This is a genomic window from Streptomyces sp. NPDC027189, from assembly GCF_055566975.1.
In genome coordinates, this window is record NZ_JBVHRI010000006.1 from 93,506 (window position 1) to 114,275 (window position 20,770).

At 71.8% G+C, this 20,770-nt stretch carries 19 protein-coding genes and 1 tRNA gene; 14 read left to right on the top strand and 6 right to left on the bottom strand.

Annotation, left to right across the window (positions count from 1 at the left end):
• Positions 1 to 107: 107 nt before the first annotated feature.
• From ACZ4RZ_RS16540 to ACZ4RZ_RS16555, 4 genes are all read left to right on the top strand, one after another.
• On the top strand, positions 108 to 1,247 hold the full coding sequence (locus ACZ4RZ_RS16540; RefSeq protein WP_467745195.1) for a leucine-rich repeat domain-containing protein: 1,140 nt from the start codon (positions 108 to 110) through the stop codon (positions 1,245 to 1,247).
• A 78-nt stretch (positions 1,248 to 1,325) separates the two neighbouring features.
• Positions 1,326 to 1,401 (top strand) — tRNA-Trp (locus tag ACZ4RZ_RS16545).
• A gap of 455 nt (positions 1,402 to 1,856) precedes the next feature.
• Complete coding sequence (locus ACZ4RZ_RS16550; RefSeq protein WP_467745196.1) at positions 1,857 to 2,303, top strand: hypothetical protein; 447 nt, start codon at positions 1,857 to 1,859, stop codon at positions 2,301 to 2,303.
• Positions 2,304 to 2,375: 72 nt separating this feature from the next.
• On the top strand, positions 2,376 to 5,774 hold the full coding sequence (locus ACZ4RZ_RS16555; protein WP_467745197.1) for a hypothetical protein: 3,399 nt from the start codon (positions 2,376 to 2,378) through the stop codon (positions 5,772 to 5,774).
• Between the two features lie 98 nt (positions 5,775 to 5,872).
• Here ACZ4RZ_RS16555 and ACZ4RZ_RS16560 read toward each other — a convergent pair whose 3' ends face one another.
• From ACZ4RZ_RS16560 to ACZ4RZ_RS16570, 3 genes are all read right to left on the bottom strand, one after another.
• Positions 5,873 to 6,850 carry an acyl-ACP desaturase gene (locus ACZ4RZ_RS16560; protein ID WP_467745199.1) on the bottom strand — a complete coding sequence of 326 codons (978 nt, stop codon included), beginning with the start codon at positions 6,848 to 6,850 and terminating at the stop codon, positions 5,873 to 5,875.
• 220 nt (positions 6,851 to 7,070) lie between these two features.
• Positions 7,071 to 7,847: a dimethylargininase gene (gene ddaH, locus ACZ4RZ_RS16565; protein WP_467745201.1), complete on the bottom strand. Its 777-nt coding sequence runs from the start codon at positions 7,845 to 7,847 to the stop codon at positions 7,071 to 7,073.
• Between the two features lie 128 nt (positions 7,848 to 7,975).
• Positions 7,976 to 9,610 (bottom strand): ABC-F family ATP-binding cassette domain-containing protein, encoded by a 1,635-nt coding sequence (locus ACZ4RZ_RS16570; protein ID WP_467745203.1) that lies wholly within the window; start codon positions 9,608 to 9,610, stop codon positions 7,976 to 7,978.
• A gap of 314 nt (positions 9,611 to 9,924) precedes the next feature.
• On the opposite strand from ACZ4RZ_RS16570, the gene ACZ4RZ_RS16575 reads away from it, so the two are divergent.
• A complete protein-coding gene (locus tag ACZ4RZ_RS16575) occupies positions 9,925 to 10,605 on the top strand; it encodes a GOLPH3/VPS74 family protein (protein ID WP_467745205.1) in 681 nt (226 codons plus the stop codon).
• Positions 10,606 to 11,135: 530 nt separating this feature from the next.
• Entirely contained in the window at positions 11,136 to 11,999 is an 864-nt protein-coding gene (locus ACZ4RZ_RS16580; RefSeq protein ID WP_467745206.1) for an isocitrate lyase/PEP mutase family protein, read from the top strand.
• An 83-nt stretch (positions 12,000 to 12,082) separates the two neighbouring features.
• Here ACZ4RZ_RS16580 and ssgD read toward each other — a convergent pair whose 3' ends face one another.
• Complete coding sequence (gene ssgD, locus ACZ4RZ_RS16585) at positions 12,083 to 12,499, bottom strand: spore wall synthesis regulator SsgD (RefSeq protein ID WP_467745208.1); 417 nt, start codon at positions 12,497 to 12,499, stop codon at positions 12,083 to 12,085.
• A gap of 288 nt (positions 12,500 to 12,787) precedes the next feature.
• Between ssgD and ACZ4RZ_RS16590 the strand changes: the two genes are divergently transcribed.
• Entirely contained in the window at positions 12,788 to 13,846 is a 1,059-nt protein-coding gene (locus ACZ4RZ_RS16590) for a WD40/YVTN/BNR-like repeat-containing protein (RefSeq protein ID WP_467745210.1), read from the top strand.
• A 74-nt stretch (positions 13,847 to 13,920) separates the two neighbouring features.
• A complete protein-coding gene (locus ACZ4RZ_RS16595) occupies positions 13,921 to 14,247 on the top strand; it encodes a plasmid stabilization protein (RefSeq protein WP_467745211.1) in 327 nt (108 codons plus the stop codon).
• Between the two features lie 16 nt (positions 14,248 to 14,263).
• Here ACZ4RZ_RS16595 and ACZ4RZ_RS16600 read toward each other — a convergent pair whose 3' ends face one another.
• Positions 14,264 to 14,560, bottom strand: coding sequence for a YciI family protein (locus ACZ4RZ_RS16600; protein ID WP_467745212.1), 297 nt, complete (start codon positions 14,558 to 14,560; stop codon positions 14,264 to 14,266).
• Positions 14,561 to 14,620: 60 nt separating this feature from the next.
• On the opposite strand from ACZ4RZ_RS16600, the gene ACZ4RZ_RS16605 reads away from it, so the two are divergent.
• Entirely contained in the window at positions 14,621 to 15,322 is a 702-nt protein-coding gene (locus tag ACZ4RZ_RS16605; protein WP_467745214.1) for an endonuclease V, read from the top strand.
• A 108-nt stretch (positions 15,323 to 15,430) separates the two neighbouring features.
• On the top strand, positions 15,431 to 15,577 hold the full coding sequence (gene mmpA / locus ACZ4RZ_RS16610) for a morphogenic membrane protein MmpA (RefSeq protein WP_467745216.1): 147 nt from the start codon (positions 15,431 to 15,433) through the stop codon (positions 15,575 to 15,577).
• Between the two features lie 34 nt (positions 15,578 to 15,611).
• On the opposite strand, the gene ACZ4RZ_RS16615 is transcribed toward mmpA, so the two are convergent.
• Positions 15,612 to 16,784, bottom strand: coding sequence for a saccharopine dehydrogenase family protein (locus tag ACZ4RZ_RS16615; protein WP_467745218.1), 1,173 nt, complete (start codon positions 16,782 to 16,784; stop codon positions 15,612 to 15,614).
• Between the two features lie 102 nt (positions 16,785 to 16,886).
• Here ACZ4RZ_RS16615 and ACZ4RZ_RS16620 point away from each other — a divergent pair, with 102 nt between their 5' ends.
• The 4 genes from ACZ4RZ_RS16620 (at position 16,887) to ACZ4RZ_RS16635 (ending at position 20,761) form a co-directional block, all read left to right on the top strand.
• Entirely contained in the window at positions 16,887 to 17,267 is a 381-nt protein-coding gene (locus ACZ4RZ_RS16620) for an MmcQ/YjbR family DNA-binding protein (RefSeq protein ID WP_467745219.1), read from the top strand.
• A 141-nt stretch (positions 17,268 to 17,408) separates the two neighbouring features.
• Entirely contained in the window at positions 17,409 to 18,563 is a 1,155-nt protein-coding gene (locus ACZ4RZ_RS16625; protein ID WP_467745220.1) for a CaiB/BaiF CoA transferase family protein, read from the top strand.
• Positions 18,563 to 19,576, top strand: a complete 1,014-nt coding sequence (locus ACZ4RZ_RS16630; RefSeq protein WP_467745222.1) for an LLM class F420-dependent oxidoreductase — start codon at positions 18,563 to 18,565, stop codon at positions 19,574 to 19,576. The genes ACZ4RZ_RS16625 and ACZ4RZ_RS16630 overlap by 1 nt, the downstream gene beginning before the upstream one ends.
• Positions 19,577 to 19,618: 42 nt before the next feature.
• Positions 19,619 to 20,761, top strand: coding sequence for an acyl-CoA dehydrogenase family protein (locus ACZ4RZ_RS16635; RefSeq protein WP_467745223.1), 1,143 nt, complete (start codon positions 19,619 to 19,621; stop codon positions 20,759 to 20,761).
• The last annotated feature ends 9 nt before the right edge of the window (positions 20,762 to 20,770 follow it).

Here is a 20,770-nt window from a genome sequence, read left to right on the forward strand (position 1 = left end):
AGTCCGAGACTGAGCCCGAGTCCTGTTCCGATTCTGATTCTGCGTCCGAGTCCGAGTCCGAGTCCGCGCCGGAGTTCGCGGGCGTGCCATCCGTCGTGCCTCGTCCAGTGGCCGAACTGGCGCCGCTGCTCGACTGGCTGCGCGGTGGCCGTCCGGCAGGGGAGCGGCTGGACTTCACGGCGGGTACGGCGCTGCCCGACGGCCGGCTCGACCTGTGCAAGCAGGGGATCGGGGCGGAAGGTGCCGCGCTGGTCGCCGAGGCGCTGTCCGAAAGGTCCGAAGGGCTGTCTCCCGTACGTCACTTGCTGCTCGGCACCGACGGGCTCGGCGACGACGGCGCAGCCGCCGTGGCAGCGGGCGCGAACGTAGAGACGCTCTACCTCGGCTGCAACGGCATCACCGCGGGTGGCGCCTGCCGCATCGCCGACAACTTGCGCGCCTCGCCGCGCGTCGTCACCGGCGTATGGCTCAAGCGCAACCCGCTCGGCAGCGGGGGAGGGCAGGCCGCCGCCGAACTCATCGAGGCCGCACGGTCGCTGCGTACGCTCGACCTCGTGCAGACCGGGCTCGACGGGGCGGGCACGGCCGTCCTGGCCGACGCCCTCCTCGCCGCGGCGGACAACGGTCGCCGCATCGAGCGGCTGTTCATCGGCGGAAACCCCCTGGGCGCGGACGGCGCGGTGCCCCTGGCCGCCCTGATCGTCGCGGGCGCGATCGACGAACTCTACGTGTCGGCGGCGCAGTTGGGCGACGAGGGCGCGCTCCGTCTCGCCGGCGCCCTGGAACGGGCGTCGTACGGGCGGCTCGCCCGGCTCTCCGTCGCAAGCAACGGCATCGGGCCGACAGCCGCCGCCCGACTGGTGGCGGCCGCGACCTCGGCCGGAGTCACCCTCCTCGACCTGGGGAGGGTGCGCGCGGCCGCCGCCCTCGGCGCGGCCGACAACCGGGTCGACCTCACCGCCGCCCAGGCCATCGCGGACACCCTCGCCGGCGCCGAGCACCGCCTGACCCATCTCGTCCTCACCCACACCGGCATGCGCAGCCGCGAGGCCCACCGTCTCCTCGACACCGCGCCACGCGCCGTCACGGCCACCCGCCTCGTTCTCGGCCAGGGCATCGCGTCCAGCGTCAAGCGCCGCCTGGAAGCGCTGAGCGCGCACGTCCCCATGCCGTCGGTCCCGGCCGACGTCGCCGCCGTACGCAGCGTGCACCGCACGGCGCCCCCGGACGGCGACGACGACCGGTGATCAGCGCCGCATGCCCATTGCCTCTTTGGTACCAGGCCGCACTGACATCGGGCCAAGGCATTACGCTCGGCGCCAAGGGCGGGGCCGTAGCGCAGAGGCAGGCGCACCGGTCTCCAAAACCAGAACACGCTGGTTCGAATCCAGCCGCCCCGCCCCCCTTCCCCTTGCGGGAGGAGCCTCTCAGGCTTACGGGAGGAGCCTCTCAGGCGATCGCTCCCGCGGTGGTCACCAGCTCCGGAACGGTCCCGTGGTACGTTCCGATCAGCTGGGCGAGCACCGCCCAGGCGTCCTCGCGGTCGCCCAAGTGGTCCCGTACGAGAGGCCGCAGCGCGTCCTCGGCCTCCGGATACGAGTCGGGAACAGGGCCCGTCCCAGGCCAGCACCTGCAGCACTCTGCTCGCGGGGCTCCACGCCGTCGCGTACTGGGCGGGCCCCTCGATGACGCCCGCCTGCCGCACCCGATGGGCGAACTTCGCGTGCGAGCCGAACTGGGCGCGCAGCGATGGCGGGCAGTCGGGGCGCACGGACAGCGCCCAACGCACATGACCGGGCAGCGGACGCTCCCGGTCCGCATCGGCGACCGCCTGCCGGCCGGGACGACCGAGAACCATGGACGCCGCCATCCTGGCCGGCCCCATGCACGTGGACGCCCGCAGCGCGCCGATGAGTCCGTACCGGGTGAAGTGCTCGGGCACCGGGGACTCCTGGTCCCGGGCCAGCGGTTTCGCCACCCCTACGGCACGGGTGCGTCCGGGACCGTGCGGCACACCTCTCGCGATGGCGCGGCGCATCGCGTCGTCCGCCGACACGTTCCGCCACACGACGGCGTTCAGCTCCGGATCGTCCTCCTCCAGAACCCACAGCAGCACGGAGCACGGCACGGCCGTCTGCGTCCACCAGGAGAACAGCTTGCGCCGCGTGTCCAACGACTCGGCGTCCGGGGGCGTTTGCAGCCCGATCCGCTGCCGCACCCGCTCGGCGTCGTCGGCACCGATCAGGCCCAGCAGGAACTCGATCGCTTATCGCGACGTGCTGTTGTCATACATGGGCGCATGATGCCCCGGCAGGCCGGCGGCCCGCACCGGGAAATCGGTACGCCGCGCGGCTTCCAGCAGGCACAATCCCCGCATGACCCGCACCCCGCAGCAGGACGCCGACAGTCTGCTGAACGCCCTCGACCCGCTTCCGTACCCGCAGCGCATGCGCGGACTCGCCCTGCGGGTCCCGGAGCTGGTCCCGCTGCGTCCGGTGCTGGAGGAGCTCGAAGCCCGTGGCTCCTACGAAGGAGGGATCGCCGTCGTGGCCGCGTGCGTCGGCCGTGACGTCGAGTGGATAGCGGACCGCCTCGCCGATCCGGACGCCTTCGTGCGCGGACACGCCCTGCGCGTCGCCCAAAGTCTTCATGTACCCGACTCCGCCTACGAGTCGGCGCTCGACGACGCCCCGGAGGCGATCCGCAGGGAACTGCTGCGCGCGATCGTCGCCGGACGGCGCACCGCGCTCGCCGACCGGCTGGTGGACGGACTGCGGCGGGACTGGGGCGACGCGGAGGCGGCGCGGCTGCTGCCCGGGTGCACGGCGAAGACGGTGGACAGGCTGCTTCCCGAACTCTTCCACGCCGTCACCGGCTGGAAGGCCCTTGCCAAGAGGCACCCCCGCCCCCTTCTCGATGTCGCCGAACAAGAGTTGACGGCGCTGCCCGAGGCGTTGCGCGCCACCTGGTGGGCCCGGTACACGCCGGGCGTTGCCGCCACGGTCCCAGTGGAGCCACTGCGCGTGCTCGACCTGCTGGAGCGCTTCGGGCCCGCCACTCTTCCGTACCAACTGCACGATCGCCTCGGAGAGTTCGCGGCGGCCGACGCGAGCCGGCTGCTGCGGCTGCTGCTCACGCCCAACGGGTTCACCGCGCACCGCAGTCGGGCCCTGGGACCCGCCGTGCTGCGCAGGCTGGCCCGCTCCGGTGCGCCCGAACTCACGCAGTACGGCAGGGTCCTGGCCGACTGGGGCGATCTCGCGCCGCTCGTGAAGGCCATGCCGCCCGCGCGACGCCACGCCTTCTACCGGGCCGCGCAGGAAGGTCGCGGAGCCGGGCGCGTCACCATCGACGCGGTCATCCTCGAAGTGCTGCCCCGCAGTTGCGTCGCCGAGGAGGCCCGGCGGATGGCCGGCGTCGCGCGCGAACGCGGCGCCCTGCCGAGCTCCCTGCTGCTCGCCGACTCCTTCCTGCCCGTCGCCGAAGTACGTGAACGGCTCGTCGAGGCCACCCGCCGTCCGGCCGCCGAAGACCGGGCGGAGGCCTGGCGGCTGCTCATTCGTAACGCCGCCCGCTCCGGCGACTGCGCGGCCGTCACCTCCGTACTGGAGGAGTTGGGACGGCTGCGCAACGAACAGGATCCGGTGCGCTCGGCGGCGCTGCACGCCCTGTCCGGGCTTGGGCCCGCGCTGTTCACCGAGGACGCCGAGCCGCACCTCGACCGGATCGCCGTGGACGCCGTCGAGGCCCGCGACTCCTCGCCCGCCACCCGGCAGCACCTCAGCCGGCTCGCCGTCTCCGTGCTGCGCGAGCACGCGGCAGGCGGGGGACGGGAGTTGGTGAACTGGGCGCTGCGCACCCTGGTCCGGATCTCCGGCAACACCGGCGGCGCGGACCTCGGCCGGCTCGACGCGAGGCTGCGCCGCGGTCAGGAGCACCAGGTGTACGAGGCCCTGCGCCCGTGGATCGAGGCGGGCGCCGAGAAGGCCGACTACAGCCTCGCCTTCGCGCTCGCCCGCGCGGTGGGGCGCCGCGCGGCCGGGATGCCCGAGCTGCAGGAACTGCTGTGGCAGGCCATCCGTTACGGCAATGACGTGACCGTGCGCTCCGCCGTCGAGCTGTGGCTGGAGCCGCCCGCGACACGGGACGAGCGGGTGGCACGCATCCTCGCGCTGGAACCGTCCGCGGGCGCGCTGTGGCCCGTCTGCCAGGTTGTCACTCGGCGCCGCACCGATCTGCTCGACCTGCTGCTCGCCGAGGCCCCTCCGTACGGACGCTTTCTGACCAAGGGCACCCCTTGGACCGTGCCGGTGGACCGTGACGTACGGCGTTGGGTGCCACGTCAGCAGCTCGCGGTGGCACGACAGTTGGCGACGCAGGCCGAGGATGCCGGACTGCCGCTGTACCAGCGGGCCGCCGCCGTCGCACAGAGTGCGCGCGTCCCGGGCAGGGGCGCCGATCTCGTACGCCGCTGGACGGATTCCCCGGACGTGGTGCTCGCCGAGGCGGCCCTCGCCGCGCTCGCCCGCACCGACCGGCCGGCCGACGCGCTGCCCGAGCTGCTGGCGCACGCGGGCGGCGAGCGGGCGCGGGTCGCGGTGTACGCGGCCACGCAGGCCTCTCGGTACGCGGCGCCGTCACGTCTCGCCGAGCAGCTGCGCGCGGTGCTGTTCGCGCCGCGCGCCAAGGTGACCAGCCGCAAGGAGGCCGCACGGCTGGCCGCCGTACGGCTCCCGATGCCACAGGCGGCCGCGCTGCTGACCGAGGCGTACGCGGTGCCGGGTACCCACCTCGACGTCCGCGCCGCCTGTGTGGCCTTCGCGGGCAGTCTGCTCGCCCAGGAACCGGTCTGGGAGCTGCTGCGTGACGCCGCCGGTGGCGAGCCCGTGCTGCGCACCGCGGTCCTCAGGGTGTCCCCGCTGGACCTGCCCGAGCCCCACCGCGAGCGATACGCCCAGCTGATACGTGACGTGTCCGCCACCGATGACCCGGAGACCGCCGCGCTCGCCTTCGACGCCCTGGCCCGCTGGGCGCCCTGGTCACCGCAGGCCCCGACGGTCCTCGCCGAAGCCGTCACCGATCTGACGGTACGCACGAGCTGGCGCGCCGCCGCCAACGGTCTGGTGACCGCGGCGGCGGGCTCGCCACGCGGTGGTCGGGGGCTTGGGCAGGCGCTGAGGGCGTTGGCGGAGGCGGAAACCACCGCCGGGGCGGACGATGTCAGCCATGCCGATGCCGATGCCGATGCCGATGCCGATGCCAATGCCGACGAGCGGCGCGACCGGCCTGCCCGGCAGCGCGTCGACTACCTCGTCGCACGTCTCGCCCAGCAGGCCAGGACGGCCCCGGCACCCATCCGTCCCGCGGCCCTCGCCGCCGGCGAACTGCTCGCCGGGTACGACGCCTTCGTCCCGCAGGCGGCCGCCGTCACGGCGTTCCACCTGGACCTGGACGAGGAGCCGGTGCGGCTGGAGCCGTTGGCCGCCCTCACCGACGGCCGCCCGGCGCTCGCCGCCCGGACGGCCGGGGAACTCGGCGAGCGGCTGCGGCGACAGGCGCACGAGGGGGATCCCGAGGTACTGCTCGACGCGGTACGGCGCCTCACCGCGCACGGCGGGCACGGCGAGGGGCTGCTCGCGGCGGCAGTCACCGGGGCGATCGGCAGCCGTACGGGCTGGGCCGCGCCCTGGCGGGAGCGGCTGAGAGCACTGCGCCGCCACCCGGTGGCCGACGTGCGGGACGCGGCGCTGGACCAGGTGACGGCGTACGAATAGCGGGCCCCCTGCGAGGGCCCGGGTGGCGGCGTGCGGGCAGGGCCCTGCGAGGGCCCCGGTCAGCGGCGCAGCAGCGCCGTGACCTCGACCGGAGGTCGTCAGCCGGCGGCGCGTGCCGCCATGCGGGCCTTGCGGGCCGCGAGCTTCTCGTCGAACTTCGAGGCCTCCGCGTCCAGGCCGCGCATGAAGAGGCCGAGCTCCTCCTGCGCCTGCAGGCCCACGGGGCCGAGGCCGTCGATCTCCAGGACCTTGAGGTGGCGCAGCACCGGCTGGAGCACGTCGTCGTGGTGGATGCGCATGTTGTAGACCTCGCCGATGGCCATCTGCGCGGCGGCGCGCTCGAAGCCGGGCATGCCGTGACCGGGCATCCGGAAGTTGACGACGACGTCGCGCACGGCCTGCATGGTCAGGTCGGGGGCCAGCTCGAACGCGGCCTTCAGGAGGTTGCGGTAGAAGACCATGTGCAGGTTCTCGTCGGTCGCGATGCGCGCCAGCATGCGGTCGCAGACCGGGTCGCCCGACTGATGACCGGTGTTGCGGTGCGAGATGCGGGTCGCGAGCTCCTGGAAGGCGACGTACGCGACCGAGTGCAGCATCGAGTGACGGTTGTCCGACTCGAAGCCCTCGCTCATGTGCGCCATGCGGAACGCCTCGAGCTTGTCGGGGTCGACGGCGCGGGAGGCGAGCAGGTAGTCGCGCATCACGATGCCGTGCCGGCCCTCCTCCGCGGTCCAGCGGTGCACCCAGGTGCCCCAGGCGCCGTCACGGCCGAAGAGCGTGGCGATCTCGTGGTGGTAGCTCGGCAGGTTGTCCTCGGTGAGGAGGTTGACGACCAGTGCGATCCGGCCGATCTCGGTGACCTTGGACTGCTCCTTGTCCCAGGCCTCGCCGTCCTCGAAGATGCCGGGGAAGTTACGTGCGTCGCTGAACGGCACGTACTCGTGCGGCATCCAGTCCTTGGCCACCTTCAGGTGGCGGTTGAGCTCGGTCTCGACCACTTCTTCCAGCGCATACAGCAGGCGAGCGTCGGTCCAGGCGGCGGACGGGCTGCCGAGGTGGGGAGAAGTGATCGTCACGGGTGCTCCAGAGGGGGACGGGGACGTGTAAAACCAGCGGGGACGAAACTTACGGCATCGTAGGCTACGTATCCGTAGGTTACGACACCGTAGGTTAAGTTCGCTGTAAAGACTGCTGATCAGCGGGGGTCCACGGGGGAGATCGCACGCCCCCGGGTGCACGCCGGAAGCGCCCCGGATCCCCAGGTCCCAGAGCCGAACGAGCACCGCGATCACCCGATCAGACGTACAACTCCCGGAGTCGGACCGAGAGACATGTCACACAGCCCTCGAGTTTCTCGAACTCGCTGATGTCCACGAGGACCGGTTCGTGGCCGAGGTCCGCGAGCAACTCCGCCGTCTTCGGGGCGCTCGCGGCCATCAGCAGCTTTCCGCCGCCCAGAAGCACGACGTGCGCCCCGGACTCCTCCGGTACCGGCAGGAAGCGCGGGAACAGCGACGGCGTGTCCACCAGCGGCTCGTGCCCGATGACCGTGCCGTCGGGAAGCGCGGTCACCGCGGACTTCAGGTGCAGCACCTTGCTCACCGGTATGGCGACGACCCGCGCTCCGAGCGGCTCGAAGGCCGCACGCAGCTGCTGGACCCCGGCCGCGTTGGTGCGCCCGCCGCGGCCCACGTACACCGTGTCGCCGACCTTGAGGATGTCACCGCCGTCCAGGGTGCCCGGCTCCCAGATCCAGTTCACCGAGCAGCCCAGGCGGGCCACGGCCTCCTCGACCCCGGCGGTCTCTCCGCGCCGGGACTCCGCGCCGGGGCGGGAGATCAGCGCGACATTGCGGAAGACGACCACCGTGTCCTCGACGAACACCGAGTCCGGGCAGTCGTCGGCCGGGTCCACCTCGACGGTCTCCCAGCCGTGCGTGCGCAGTGCCTCCGCGTACGCCTCCCACTGCTCGACCGCCAACTCGACGTCCACCTTCGCGCGCTCGATGTGCGTCACCAGCCCCTCGGCGAGACGGGGGCTGGGCCGGCGGATGAGGGCTTTCTGGCTGGGCACGGGTGGATCTCCGAATCGGCAGAGGGTGTCGGCGCACATCATGCAGCGCAGGTCGCGCGCGCAAAAGCCCCCAGCCTGACGTCGGGTAACACCTGAGCCCTGACGCTAGGCGGCTCCCGGGCCCGGCACTAGGCGGAATACCCGACAGTTTCCGGAGCGATTTCTTTCAGTTCTCCTCCTTCCAGGATGAGCCAACGCGTGATTCCCAGGGACTCCAGGAACGGGATGTCGTGGCTGGCGACGATCAGCGCTCCCTCGTACGACTCCAGGGCCGTCGTGAGCTGCCGGACGCTCGCCATGTCGAGGTTGTTCGTCGGCTCGTCGAGCATCAGGAGCTGCGGCGCGGGCTCGGCCAGCATCAGCGCGGCGAGTGCCGCCCGGAAGCGTTCGCCGCCGGAGAGGGTCGCCGCGTGCTGGTCGGCCTTCGCGCCCTTGAACAGGAAGCGGGCCAGCCGCGCCCGGATCCGGTTGTTCGTGGCGGCCGGCGCGTACCGGGCCACGTTCTCGGCGACGGTCAGCTCGTCGTCGAGGACATCGAGCCGCTGCGGCAGGAAACGCAGCGGCACATGGGTCCGCGCGTCGCCGGACACCGCGTCCAGCTCCCCGGCGATCGTGCGCAGCAGCGTGGTCTTGCCCGCGCCATTGCGCCCGATCAGCGCGATCCGTTCGGGGCCGCGCAGGTCGAACACGCCGTCCACGCGGGCGCCGTAGCGCAGCTCCAGGTTGTCCAGGGTGAGGACGGTGCGGCCCGGCGGCACGGCCGTGTACGGCAGGTCGACGCGGATCTCGTCGTCGTCCCGCACGGCCTCCACCGCGCCGTCGAGACGCTCCTTCGCCTCGGCGAGCTTTTCCTCGTGCATGATGCGGTGCTTGCCCGCGGACTCCTGTGCCGAGCGCTTGCGCGCCCCCATGACGATCTTCGGTTCGCGCTTCTGCTCGAACATCTTCTGGCCGTACCGCTTGCGGCGGGCCAACTTGACCTGAGCGTCGACCAGTTCGCGCTTCTGCTTCTTCAGGTCGGCCTCGGCGACGCGCACCATGCGCTCCGCCGCCTCCTGCTCGCCGGCGAGCGCCTCCTCGTACGCGGAGAAGTTGCCGCCGTACCAGGTCACCTCTCCGGAACGCAGGTCCGCGATCTGGTCGACCAGGTCCAGGAGTTCGCGGTCGTGGCTGACCACGACCATGACACCGGACCAGGCCTCGACGGCCGCGTACAGGCGCCGCCGCGCGTACAGGTCGAGGTTGTTGGTGGGCTCGTCCAGCAGGAGTACGTCGGGTCGGCGCAGCAGGAGCGCGGCCAGGCGCAGCAGCACCGACTCACCGCCCGAGACCTCACCGATGGTGCGGTCCAACTCGATGTGTCCGAGCCCGAGTTCGCCGAGCGTCGCAAGTGCCCGCTCCTCGACATCCCAGTCGTCGCCCACGACGTCGAAGTGCTCCTCGGCCACGTCGCCCGCCTCGATGGCGTGCAGCGCGCGGCGGGTGGCGGCGATGCCGAGCGCCTCGTCGACCCGTAGACCGGTGTCGAGCGTGACGTTCTGCGGCAGATAGCCGACCTCGCCCGCGACCCGGACCGTGCCGTCGGCCGGCGTGAGCTCTTCGGCGATCAGCTTCAACAGGGTTGATTTCCCTGATCCGTTGACGCCGACGAGGCCTGTCCTGCCGGGGCCGAAGGCGACCTGGAGGTCGTCGAAGACGGCGGTGCCGTCGGGCCAGGCGAAGGAGAGGGCGGTACAGGTGATGGAGGTCGGGAAGGTAGACATGAGGGCCTCGCGGTTGCTGGATGCGGTCGGGGGTACGCGTTCGGGACACCGCGAGGCGACGACGATCAGTGCGGAGGGCAGCCGGCCGATAGGACAGCAAAAAGGCCCTGCACCGGAGGACGGCTCGTACGCCGAGGTCGCACGCTGCGCACACGGAGGCCAGGAAGACCTGGCTGTGTGTGACGCGGTGTCTCAGACCTCAGACGAGCAACGTCCTTCTCCAATCGACGGCAACAGGACCGCTATACACCGTAGGGGCGGCTCTGGAGGCTGTCAAAGGATTAACGTGGCCCCGACGACCCGAAGGAGATCCCGTGCCGAACGGCTCGCTCTCGCTGCCCGCCCGGCTCTACCTCCTGGCCTGGGACACCAGCAGGCTCAAGGTCACCGGCGCGACCCATCTCCACCACCTGGTCCGCGCCGGCGCCCTCACCGAGCTGGCCCAGCGCGGGCTGCTGATCGACGAGGGCGGCATCGTCACCCCTGTCGACGCCGACTCCCGCACCGGCGACGTCGTCCTCGACGGGCTCCTGGAACTCGTCGCGGAGTCCCGGCCGCGGAAGTGGAAGGCATGGGTGACGCTGCGGGCGCGCGTCACCCTGGAGGCCGTACGCGCGCAGCTGGCGGCCGAGGGATACCTCCGGGCGGAGAAGAAGCGCGTCCTTGGCCTCTTCCCCTCCGTGGAGTACGAGCTGGAGCGGGTGCCCGCAGTGGACGCACTGCATGCCGAGGCCCGGCAGGTACTCGAAGGCCCGCTCCCCGTCGCCGAGATCTCCGACCGCGACGCGGCCCTCGTCGCCCTCGCCGCCGCGGCCGAACTCCGCACCCTCGCACCCGCCAAGGACCGCAAGCTGCACAAGACCCGCCTCGAAGACCTGACCGACCGCAGCGGCGCGGCGGCTCCGGCCCTGAAGAAGGTCATCCAGGAGCTGCGCACGGCGGTGATCGTGGCGACGACGACTGCGTCGGCCACGGGGGCGGCCGCGGGGGGTTGAGGGGGCACGGCAAGCGGTCGCGTGCCGACGCCGTCGGGGCGACTGCGGCGTGTGTGCGCCCCGGCGCAGGTGTTGGCACGACAGCGGGCACTTGCGCTTCGGAGCCGGCCCGCCGCACGGCCAGGACCATTGTCGGCACTTGCGCTCCCGGGCCCGCCCTACGGGCCAGGGCCATCGCCGGCACTCGCGCTCCCGGGCCCGCCCTACGGGCCATGGCCACCGTGTGCGCTCGCGCCCGCAGCCCGGCGCGCGTGCTGACGTGACGCGACCGGGGGCGCCCTTGGTGCGCGAGTTTCCCGCCTCACGGACCACCGCCCACGCTTGCACGCTGAGCCCCCGGTCCGGCTCGCGTGGCAGTGCCGACGCAGGCGCTCGCACCACCACCGCGGGCGCTCGTGCCCGCACGACCTCCCGGCGCACCTCCCCGCACTCCAGTCTGGCCGGATCTCGCCCATCCCCCTGTCCGCCTACCCACGTACACGTCGTTTTCCTGCCAGCCCTCGGCCCCGCCCCATGCTTGGCTCGTCCCCATGAAGAACCCCAATTCCCGCCGCACGGACCCGAGTTCCCTGCGTGAAACCGCGCTCGCCTTCCGTGCCCTGCACGTGCCCGGTCGGCCTCTCGTCCTGCCGAACGTGTGGGACGCGGTGAGTGCCCGGATCGTCGAGGAGGCGGGAGCGGGGGCGGTGGCGACGACCAGCGCGGGGCTCGCGTGGGTGTTGGGTGCGGCGGACGGGGACCGGCTCGACAGGGACGGGGCCCTCGGCGTGGTCGGGCGGATCGCCGCGGTGGTCCGGGTGCCGGTCAGCGCGGACATCGAGAGTGGCTACGCGCAGGACGCCCCGGGTGTCGCGGACACGATCCGCGCGGTGCTCGCGGCGGGTGCCGTAGGCGTCAACATCGAGGACGCGCTCTATGACGACGCGGACGGCGGCGCGCCGCTACGCCCGATCGCCGAGCAGGCGGAGCGCATCGCGGCGGCCCGCGCGGCCGCCGACGCGGCTGGGGTACCGCTGTACGTCAACGCCCGCATCGACACCTATTTGCGGGGCGCCGGCAAGATCGAGGAAACCCTGGAGCGGGCCGCCGCCTTCCTCGCCGCCGGAGCCGACGGTGTCTTCGTGCCCGGAGCCATCGATCCCGTGACCGTCAAGACACTCGTCGGGGGCATCGAGGGTCCGCTGAACGTCATGGTGGGCCCCGGCGCCCCGTCCGTCGCCGAGCTGGCCGCCCTCGGGGTCGCCCGGATCAGCGCGGGTTCGGGCATCGCGCAGGCCGCGCACGCCGTGGTCCGCCGTGCCGCGCGGGAGCTGCTGGACGCGGGGACCTACGACTCGCTGACCGACGGACTCGACTACGCCGAGCTCAACGCCCTGATGGGCAGGAGCGGCTGAGGGCGGGAACCCCGCCCAACAGGTACCCGGTCTCAGCAGGCGCCCGGCCTCAACAGGTACCCGGCCTCAGCAGGCGCCCGGCCTCAACAGGTGCCCCGCATGAGCTCCGCCAGGTCGTGGTCCAGGTCCACCTGGAGGTGTTCGAGGCCCACGGGCACCAGCTCCACCGTGCGCTGCAGGAACCGCCGTATCTCGCCCGAGCGCACATGCACCACGGCGGTTCCCTCGGGGGCGTGGAACTCCAGAACGGTGCGGTCGTAGCCGTACGGCCGCACCCGTACGTCGCCCCAGCCCACCGAGCCCTCGAGTCCCGACGTGAGGAGCTCGCGCGCGAAGGCCCAGCAGACCTCCACGCCCTCCAGCGTGGCCGGCGCGGGGAAGGTCATACGGACCGCGAAGGGATCGCTCCGGTCGTAGTGGAGCGTTGCGGGAATGCTCGGCATCCGCGGCGCGGCGGCGACGAGGCGGGCCTCTACGGGCTGCTCGATGACGGTGGACAACGCCTTGCTCCCTTGTGACGGCTGAACGAACTCCGGGCGGATGAGGCCGGTCAATTGAAGAGACGAAGAAATGAGCCACTGCGTGCACCTGAAACCGGAGTGACCTCTGTCACCGAGTTCATGCACGGTGGTGATCCACGCGGCGCTCCCTTTCCCGTTCCGTCGTCTTCGGACATCCGAGAGGACACTCGGTCGGGGCCCCCGGGTTCCCGGGGAAGGCCATCTGGACGGCACCGGGGGAGTGGGCTAGCTTCGCCCGCGATGAGGGGCTTGGGGGAGACGAGACGTATGAGTCGGATGGTCACCGTGGGACTGTGCGCGGCCGCGCTCGCCGCCGCACTGACGGCACCCGCGCAGGCGCACGAGCCGGCCAAGACGCCGCACTGGGAGCTCAAGGACAGCGGCACGGACGTAAGGTTCCGCGGCCTGTCGGCCGTCAGCCGGGACACGGCCTGGGTGGCCGGCTCCAAGGGCACCGTGCTGCGCACCACCGACGGCGGCGCGAACTGGCGGAACGTATCCCCGCCCGGCGGCGCGGACCTGGAGTTCCGCGACATCGAGGCATTCGACGCTCGGCGCGCCGTGGTCCTGGCCATCGGGGAGGGCGAGGCCTCCCGTGTCTTCCGCACGGACGACGGCGGCGCGACCTGGACGGAGTCCTTCCGCAACACCGACGCGAAGGCCTTCTACGACTGCCTCACCTTCTTCGACCGGCGCCACGGCCTGGCGATGAGCGACCCGGTGGACGGCAGGTTCCGCATCCTGTCGACCAGTGACGGCGGCCGCTCCTGGAAGGTGCTGCCCAGCGACGGGATGCCCGCGGCGCAGGACGGCGAGGCGGGCTTCGCGGCGAGTGGGCAGTGTCTGGTGACCTCGGGGCCGCGTGATGTGTGGCTGGCCACCGGCGGGGGCGCACGCGCACGCGTGCTGCATTCCGCGGACCGGGGACTGACCTGGACCGCCAGCGACACGCCGATCCCGGCCGGCGACCCGGCGCGCGGCGTCTTCGCCCTCGCCTTCCGCGACCGCACCCACGGCCTCGCGGTCGGCGGCGACTACCGCGCCGACCAGGCCTCACCCCAGGCCGCCGCACTCACCCCGGACGGCGGCCGCACCTGGACGCCCGCCACCCAGCCCCCGCCCGCCTACCGCTCGGGCGTGACCTGGCTCCCGCACAGCCGCACCGCCGCGCTCGCGGTGGGCCCTACGGGCACCGACCTGACGTCGGACGGCGGCCGCACCTGGCGCACCGTGGACACCGGCTCGTACGACACCGTGAACTGCACCCCCGACCTGGGCTGCTGGGCCTCAGGCGAGAAGGGACGGGTGGCCCGCCTGGAGCGCTGACCCGTGTGGTGTACGCCCCGATGCGGGGTACTCGGGTCGCGCAAGGCAGTGACCGCGAAAGGAAGTGATCAACGGTGCCACGCGGTTCGAGCTCCAAACGGGAACGTCAGTACGAGCACATCCGGGAGAGCGCACTCGACCGTGGAGAGAGCGAGCGGCGAGCCGAGGAGATCGCCGCGCGGACGGTGAACAAGGAGCGCGCCCGGTCCGGTGAGTCGAAGACCGCCAGCCGTACGTCCCTCCAGGACATGTCGTCAGGCAAGCGCGGCGGTCAGCGCTCGCACCAGGGCGCCCGGGGGCCCACCTACGACCAGCTGTACGAGGAGGCCAAGCGGCGCAACATCCACGGCCGTTCGGACATGAACAAGAGCGAGCTGAAGCGCGCCCTCGGCGGAGAGTGAACCGCGCAGGTCCCGTTCAGTCGAGCGTCTCCCGGTACCGCTCCAGGGAGGGCGCTGTCTTGGTCGCCACGAACTCGGTGACCCGGTAGGCGCACACGCCCGCCGTGACGAACGGGTCGCCGGCGGTGATCTCCTCGATCCGCGCCCGGTCCTCCGCGACGGCGAGAATCACACCGCCGTCGCGGGGGTTCTTGCGCCCCGACGCCAGAAAGACCCCCGCGCCGTACTGCTCGTCGAGCCACGCGACATGCGCTTCCAGAACGGCGTCGACCGCGTCGAGCGGCGCGGTGTAGGTCAGTTCCAGTACGAACATGATCGCGAGCCTACCCCTGTCCGACCGGCCCGTTCCGTGGCGCCTAGGCTCGTCCCCACCATGACGACCGTAAGGATCCCCGCGGGCTGGCCCGCCACCGAAGAGCAAGCCCGTGCCGTGCAGGACGAGTTGCGGGAGCGGGTGGTGCTCGACGCGCCGGGGCCGCCGCCCGGCACCGGCCGGGTGACGGGGGTCGACGTCGCCTACGACGACGAGCGGGACGTCGTCGTCGCCGCGGCCGTCGTGCTCGACGCGGCCACCCTCGACGTCGTCGCCGAGGCCACCGCCGTCGGCCGGGTGTCCTTCCCGTACGTTCCCGGGCTGCTCGCCTTCCGTGAGATCCCGACCGTCCTGGCCGCGCTCGACGCGCTGCCCTGCGGGCCCGGCCTCGTCGTCTGCGACGGCTATGGCCTGGCCCACCCGCGCCGTTTCGGCCTCGCCAGCCACCTCGGTGTCCTCACCGGACTTCCCACGATCGGCGTCGCCAAGAACCCCTTCACCTTCGCGTACGAGGAGCCCGGCGCCCGGCGCGGCAGCGCGTCCCCGCTCCTCGCGGACGGACCCACGGGCACCGAGGAGGTCGGCCGCGCCTTGCGCACGCGGGACGGCATCAAGCCCGTCTTCGTGTCGGTCGGCCACCGGGTGAACCTCGACAACGCGTGCGCGCACACGCTCGCGCTCACCCCGAAGTACCGCCTCCCGGAGACCACCCGACGTGCGGACTCCCTCTGCAGGCGGGCCCTCCGGGAGGCAACACCCTGACGGGCCCCACCCGTCGACCGAGTGCGCCGTCTGAGTACCCGTTCTGAGTACGCCTTCTGAGTACTCGTACGGATGTGACGGCACCTCATGATCGGCAGGCTGTGCCGCATGACGACGCACCGTGCCCCGAAGACCGCCGCCAACCCCACCCAGCCCGTCGAACGCGCGGTGACGGCCGCGCTGGTCCTCGCCGTGATCGCCGGGCTCGCCTGGATAGCCGGGATGATCTACACGGTCTCGGGCTGGTCGTCCTGAAGCCCGGCCAGCCCGAGGACCCGGACCACTTCGACTACCGCGTGGCCGCGACGCGGAAGACGATCCCGGCCTTGCGCAGGCGTTCCATCAGCGCGTCCCCCATCGCCACCGCCGTCGTGACCTGGCCGGACGTCTTCGGCAGGTCGTCGAAGGCGAGGGACAGCGCCGACTCCGCGAACATCTTGGCGGTCTCGTCGTAGCCCGGGTCACCACCCGCGACCTCGGTGAAGACGCGCCGGCCGCCGCCCTCTCCGACGAACCGCACCGAGAACCAGCTCTTCGCACGCCGCGAGGCACTCGGCCCGTCCCCGGGCTTGAACCGGTCGGACAACCAGCGGCGCGCGGGTGGCAGTTGGGCCGCCGCGAAGACCGCGCCCACCGTCGCGACCCCGCCCACCGCGATCGGCAGCCGTTCGACGGCCGCGTAGTGGCGGTAGCGGAAGTCGGGCCCGTACCGCTCCAGCGCCCGCGCGGACCGCTGCACCACCTGAGCGTCGATCGTGGGCAGCGGCAGTGCCCACGCCCCGACCTCCTTGGCGAACCGTGGCGCGCTCAGCGGCGCCTCCGCCCGCCGCGCCATCAGCCGCGGCTCATGGCGCTTGCGGTCCCGCGCCGCGGCGAGCATGTGCCGCCCGCGCGCGAACTGGTTGAGCGCCGAGGCGAAGGTGCCGCCCGAGAACATCGCCTGGGTGCGGACGAATCCGTCGACCCTGAGCGGTACGCCCTCGGGCAGCTGCTGCACCGTGAAGTACGCGCCCAGGTCGTGCGGAATCGAGTCGAAACCGCAGGCGTGCACCAGCCGCGCCCCGGTCTCCCGCGCGCGGGCGTCGTGCCGGACATACATCAGGTCCACGAACTCGGGCTCGCCGGTGAGGTCCACGTAGTCGGTCCCGGCATCCGCGCAGGCGGCGACCAGCTCCTCGCCGTACGTCGTGTACGGCCCCACCGTCGTGGCCACCACGCGCGCGTGGCGGGCGAGTTCGCGCAGCGACTCCGGATCGGCCACGTCGGCCAGAAGCACACCCGGGGCGCCGGCCAGCCGCTCCCGCAGCCGCTCCAGCTTCTCCGCGCTGCGCCCCGCGATCGCCCAGCGCAGCCCCTCGGGCCCGTGCGCCGCGAGGTACTCCGCGGTGAGTTCCCCGACGAACCCCGTGGCTCCGAAGAGCACGATGTCGTACGCGCGATCCGTCCCGTTCAGCCTGCTCATGACACCCCTAAGCCGTGCGCGAAGCGCCGTTGTCGGTGGCTGAGGCTAGCGTGAGGTACGAGCAGCCGAACGACGAGGTCGGACGAAGAGGTCGGAGGAGCCGTGGCCGTGCCGAAGAACGCCCTGAAAAAGTGGGAGAAGGCGCGCGAGTTCGCCCTCGGCCTGCCCGGCGCCGCGGAGGAGTTCCCCTGGGGCGAGTCCGTCGCGAAGGTCAACAAGAAGGTGTTCGTCTTCCTCGGCGTCGACGACGGCAGCTATCCGCTGGGTGTCACCCTGAAGCTCAAGGACGAGGCCGCGCACGCCCATGCCCTCGCCTCACCCGGCGCCGAGCCCGCCGGATACGGCCTCGGCAGGTCCGGCTGGGTGCGCATACCCCTGGAGGAGCAGGACGCTCCGGCCGCGGAGCTGCTGTGCGACTGGATCGAGGAGAGCTACCGGACGATCGCGCCGAAGAAGCTGATCGCCGAGCTGGATGAGCGCTGACACGCGCCGTTTCCCCCTCTTCATCCCGATTCGCACCGGGGAATTTAACTAAGCGCTTGCTCGTCAAGGGCTTGCCCGATGTGGAACACGTTCTTAACATCGCTGATGTCACATCAGTAGTGTCACAGTGCTGGGGGCTTGATGGCAGTGGCAGGGACGCCAGGGCACGGCCCGCTCGTCGGGGTGCGCGTCGTCGAGCTGGCGGGCATCGGCCCCGGCCCGTTCGCCGCCATGCTCCTCGCCGACATGGGCGCGGACGTCGTCCGCGTGGACCGGCCCGGCGGCGCCGGGCTCGCGATCAACCCGGAGTACGACATCACCAACCGCAACAAGCGGTCCGTGATCATCGACCTCAAGACCCAGGACGGCCAGGACCGCGTCCTCGACCTGGTCGAACGCGCAGACATCCTCATCGAGGGCTACCGCCCCGGCGTCGCCGAGCGCCTCGGTGTGGGCCCGCAGACCTGCCACGCCCGCAATCCGAAACTCGTCTACGGGCGGATGACCGGCTGGGGCCAGGAGGGTCCGCTCGCCCAGCGCGCCGGGCACGACATCGCGTACATCGCCCTCACCGGCACCCTCGGCATGATCGGCAGGCCGGACGAGCCGCCCACGGTCCCCGCGAACCTCGTCGGCGACTACGCGGGCGGCTCGCTCTACCTCGTCGTCGGGATCCTCGCCGCGCTCCATCACGCGCGCGCGACCGGCGCGGGACAGGTCGTCGACGCGGCCATCGTCGACGGCGCCGCGCATCTCGCCGCGATGATCCACGGCATGCTCGCCGCCGGCGGCTGGCAGGACCGGCGCGGCGCCAACCTCCTGGACGGCGGCTGCCCGTACTACGGGACGTACGAGACGGCCGACGGCCAGTACATGGCGGTGGGCGCCCTGGAGCAGCAGTTCTACGACGAGTTCGTGGAACTGCTCGGCATCGAGGACATGGCCTCCGCCCGCAAGGACCTGGCCCGCTGGGGCGAACTGCGCGAGACGGTCGCCGCCCGCTTCAAGACCCGTACGAGAGACGAGTGGACCGCGGTCTTCGAGGGCTCCGACGCGTGCGTTGCACCGGTCCTGTCGCTGCGCGAGGCACCCGCCCACCCGCATCTCGCCGCCCGCGGCACTTTCGTCGACCACGGCGGCATCACCCAGCCGGCCCCCGCGCCCCGCTTCTCCCTCTCCCACACCGCCGTCCGCAGTGGTCCCGCCCAACCGGGCGCCGACACCGCGGACGTGGCCCGCGACTGGGGCGTACCCGACCTGATGAAAGACGGCGATCCGATGAAGGACGGCGATTGATGGAGCTCTCCCTCCCGCTCGACTACGCGGGCAACCCCCGGCAGGCCGCCGACGAGGTCGCCGCGCTGGAGACCGCGGGCCTGGACGCGGTCTGGGTCGCCGAGGCGTACGGCTTCGACTCGCCCACGATCATGGGCTATCTGGCCGCCCGCACCGAGCGCATGAAGATCGGCGCCGCGATCCTCAACGTCTACTCGCGCACCCCCGCGCTGATCGCCCAGACGGCCGCCGGGCTCGACGCGATCTCCGGAGGGCGCGCCATCATCGGGCTCGGCGCCTCCGGCCCGCAGGTCGTCGAGGGCTGGCACGGAAAGGCGTACGACAAGCCGCTCGGCCGCACCCGCGAAGCCATCGAGCTGACCCGCCGCATCCTGCGCCGCGAGGTCATCGACCACCACGGCATCACCGACATGCCCCGCCCCGGCGGCCTCGGCAAGCCCCTGAAGATCCTCACCAAGCCCGTACGCCCCGAAGTACCCCTGTACGTCGCCTCGCTGGGCCCCGCCAACGTCCGTATGACCGCTGAGGTCGCCGACGGCTGGCTGCCCACCCTGTTCCTCCCGGAGAAGGCCCACCAGGTGTGGGGCACCGCGCTGGCGGAGGGCGCCGCACACAGGGACCCCGCCCTTGGCCCACTGCGGACCGTCGCGGGCGGACTGCTCGCCATCGGCGAGGACGCGGCGGCCGTACGGGACCTCGCGCGGCCCAAGATCGCCCTCTACGTAGGGGGCATGGGCGCGCCCGGCAAGAACTTCTACAACGACCTCGCGGTGGCGTACGGCTACGAGAAGGAAGCCCGGCTCATCCAGGAGCTGTACCTCTCCGGGCGGAAGAAGGAGGCCGAGGCCGCCGTGCCGGACGAGTTCTGCGAGCTGATGTCGCTGTGTGGACCCGAGAGCTACGTCCGCGAGCGTGTCGAGGCCTTCCGGGAGGCCGGAGTGACGATGCTCAACGTCATCCCCGTCGGGCCGGAACCGGCCAGGCTCGTCGAAACCGTCAAGAGCTGGCTCTAGGAAGGCGTTTCCCAGCATGAACTCCAGGAGGGCGTTTCCCGCATGAAGCGGCAGATCTTCACCGCCGAGCACGACGCGTTCCGCGAGACCGTGCGCACCTTCCTCGCCAAGGAGGTGCTGCCCCACTACGAGCAGTGGGAGAAGGACGGCATCGTCTCGCGCGACGCCTGGCGGGCGGCAGGGAAGCAGGGGCTGCTCGGGCTCGCCGTTCCCGAGGAGTACGGAGGCGGCGGCAACCCCGACTTCCGTTACAGCGCCGTCCTCGCCGAGGAGTTCACGCGCGCGGGGGCCTCAGGGCTCGCCCTCGGACTGCACAACGACATCATCGGGCCGTATCTGACGGACCTGGCCACCGAGGAACAGAAGCGGCGCTGGCTGCCCGGCTTCTGCGACGGATCGCTGATCACGGCGATCGCCATGACCGAGCCCGGCGCCGGATCCGACCTCCAGGGCATCAAGACGCATGCCGAGGACAAGGGCGACCACTGGCTGCTCAACGGTTCCAAGACCTTCATCTCCAACGGCATCCTGGCCGACCTCGTGATCGTGGTCGCGAAGACGACGCCCGAAGGCGGCGCTCACGGGCTCTCGCTGCTCGTCGTCGAGCGTGGCACGGAGGGCTTCGAGCGCGGCCGCAACCTGGACAAGATCGGCCAGAAGTCCCAGGACACGGCCGAGCTGTTCTTCAACGACGTACGCGTCCCCAAGGAGAACCTGCTCGGGGAGCGGAACGGCGCCTTCGTCCATCTGATGACGAACCTCGCGCAGGAGCGCATGGGCATCGCCGTCGCCGGCATCGCGGCCGCCGAGTATCTGCTGGAGATCACCACCGCATACGTCAAGGAGCGCGAGGCCTTCGGGCGGCCGCTCTCCAGGCTCCAGCACATCCGCTTCGAGATAGCCGAGATGGCCACCGAGTGCGCCGTCACCCGGACATTCCTCGACCGCTGCATCGTCGATCACTCGAACGGGGAACTCGACGCGGTGCACGCCTCGATGGCCAAGTGGTGGGCCACCGAACTGCAGAAGCGGGTCGCGGACCGCTGCCTCCAACTGCACGGCGGCTACGGCTACATGACGGAGTACCGCGTCGCCAGGGCCTTCACCGACGGACGTATCCAGACCATTTACGGCGGGACCACCGAGATCATGAAGGAGATCATCGGCCGTTCCCTGCTCGGCTGACCCTCACAG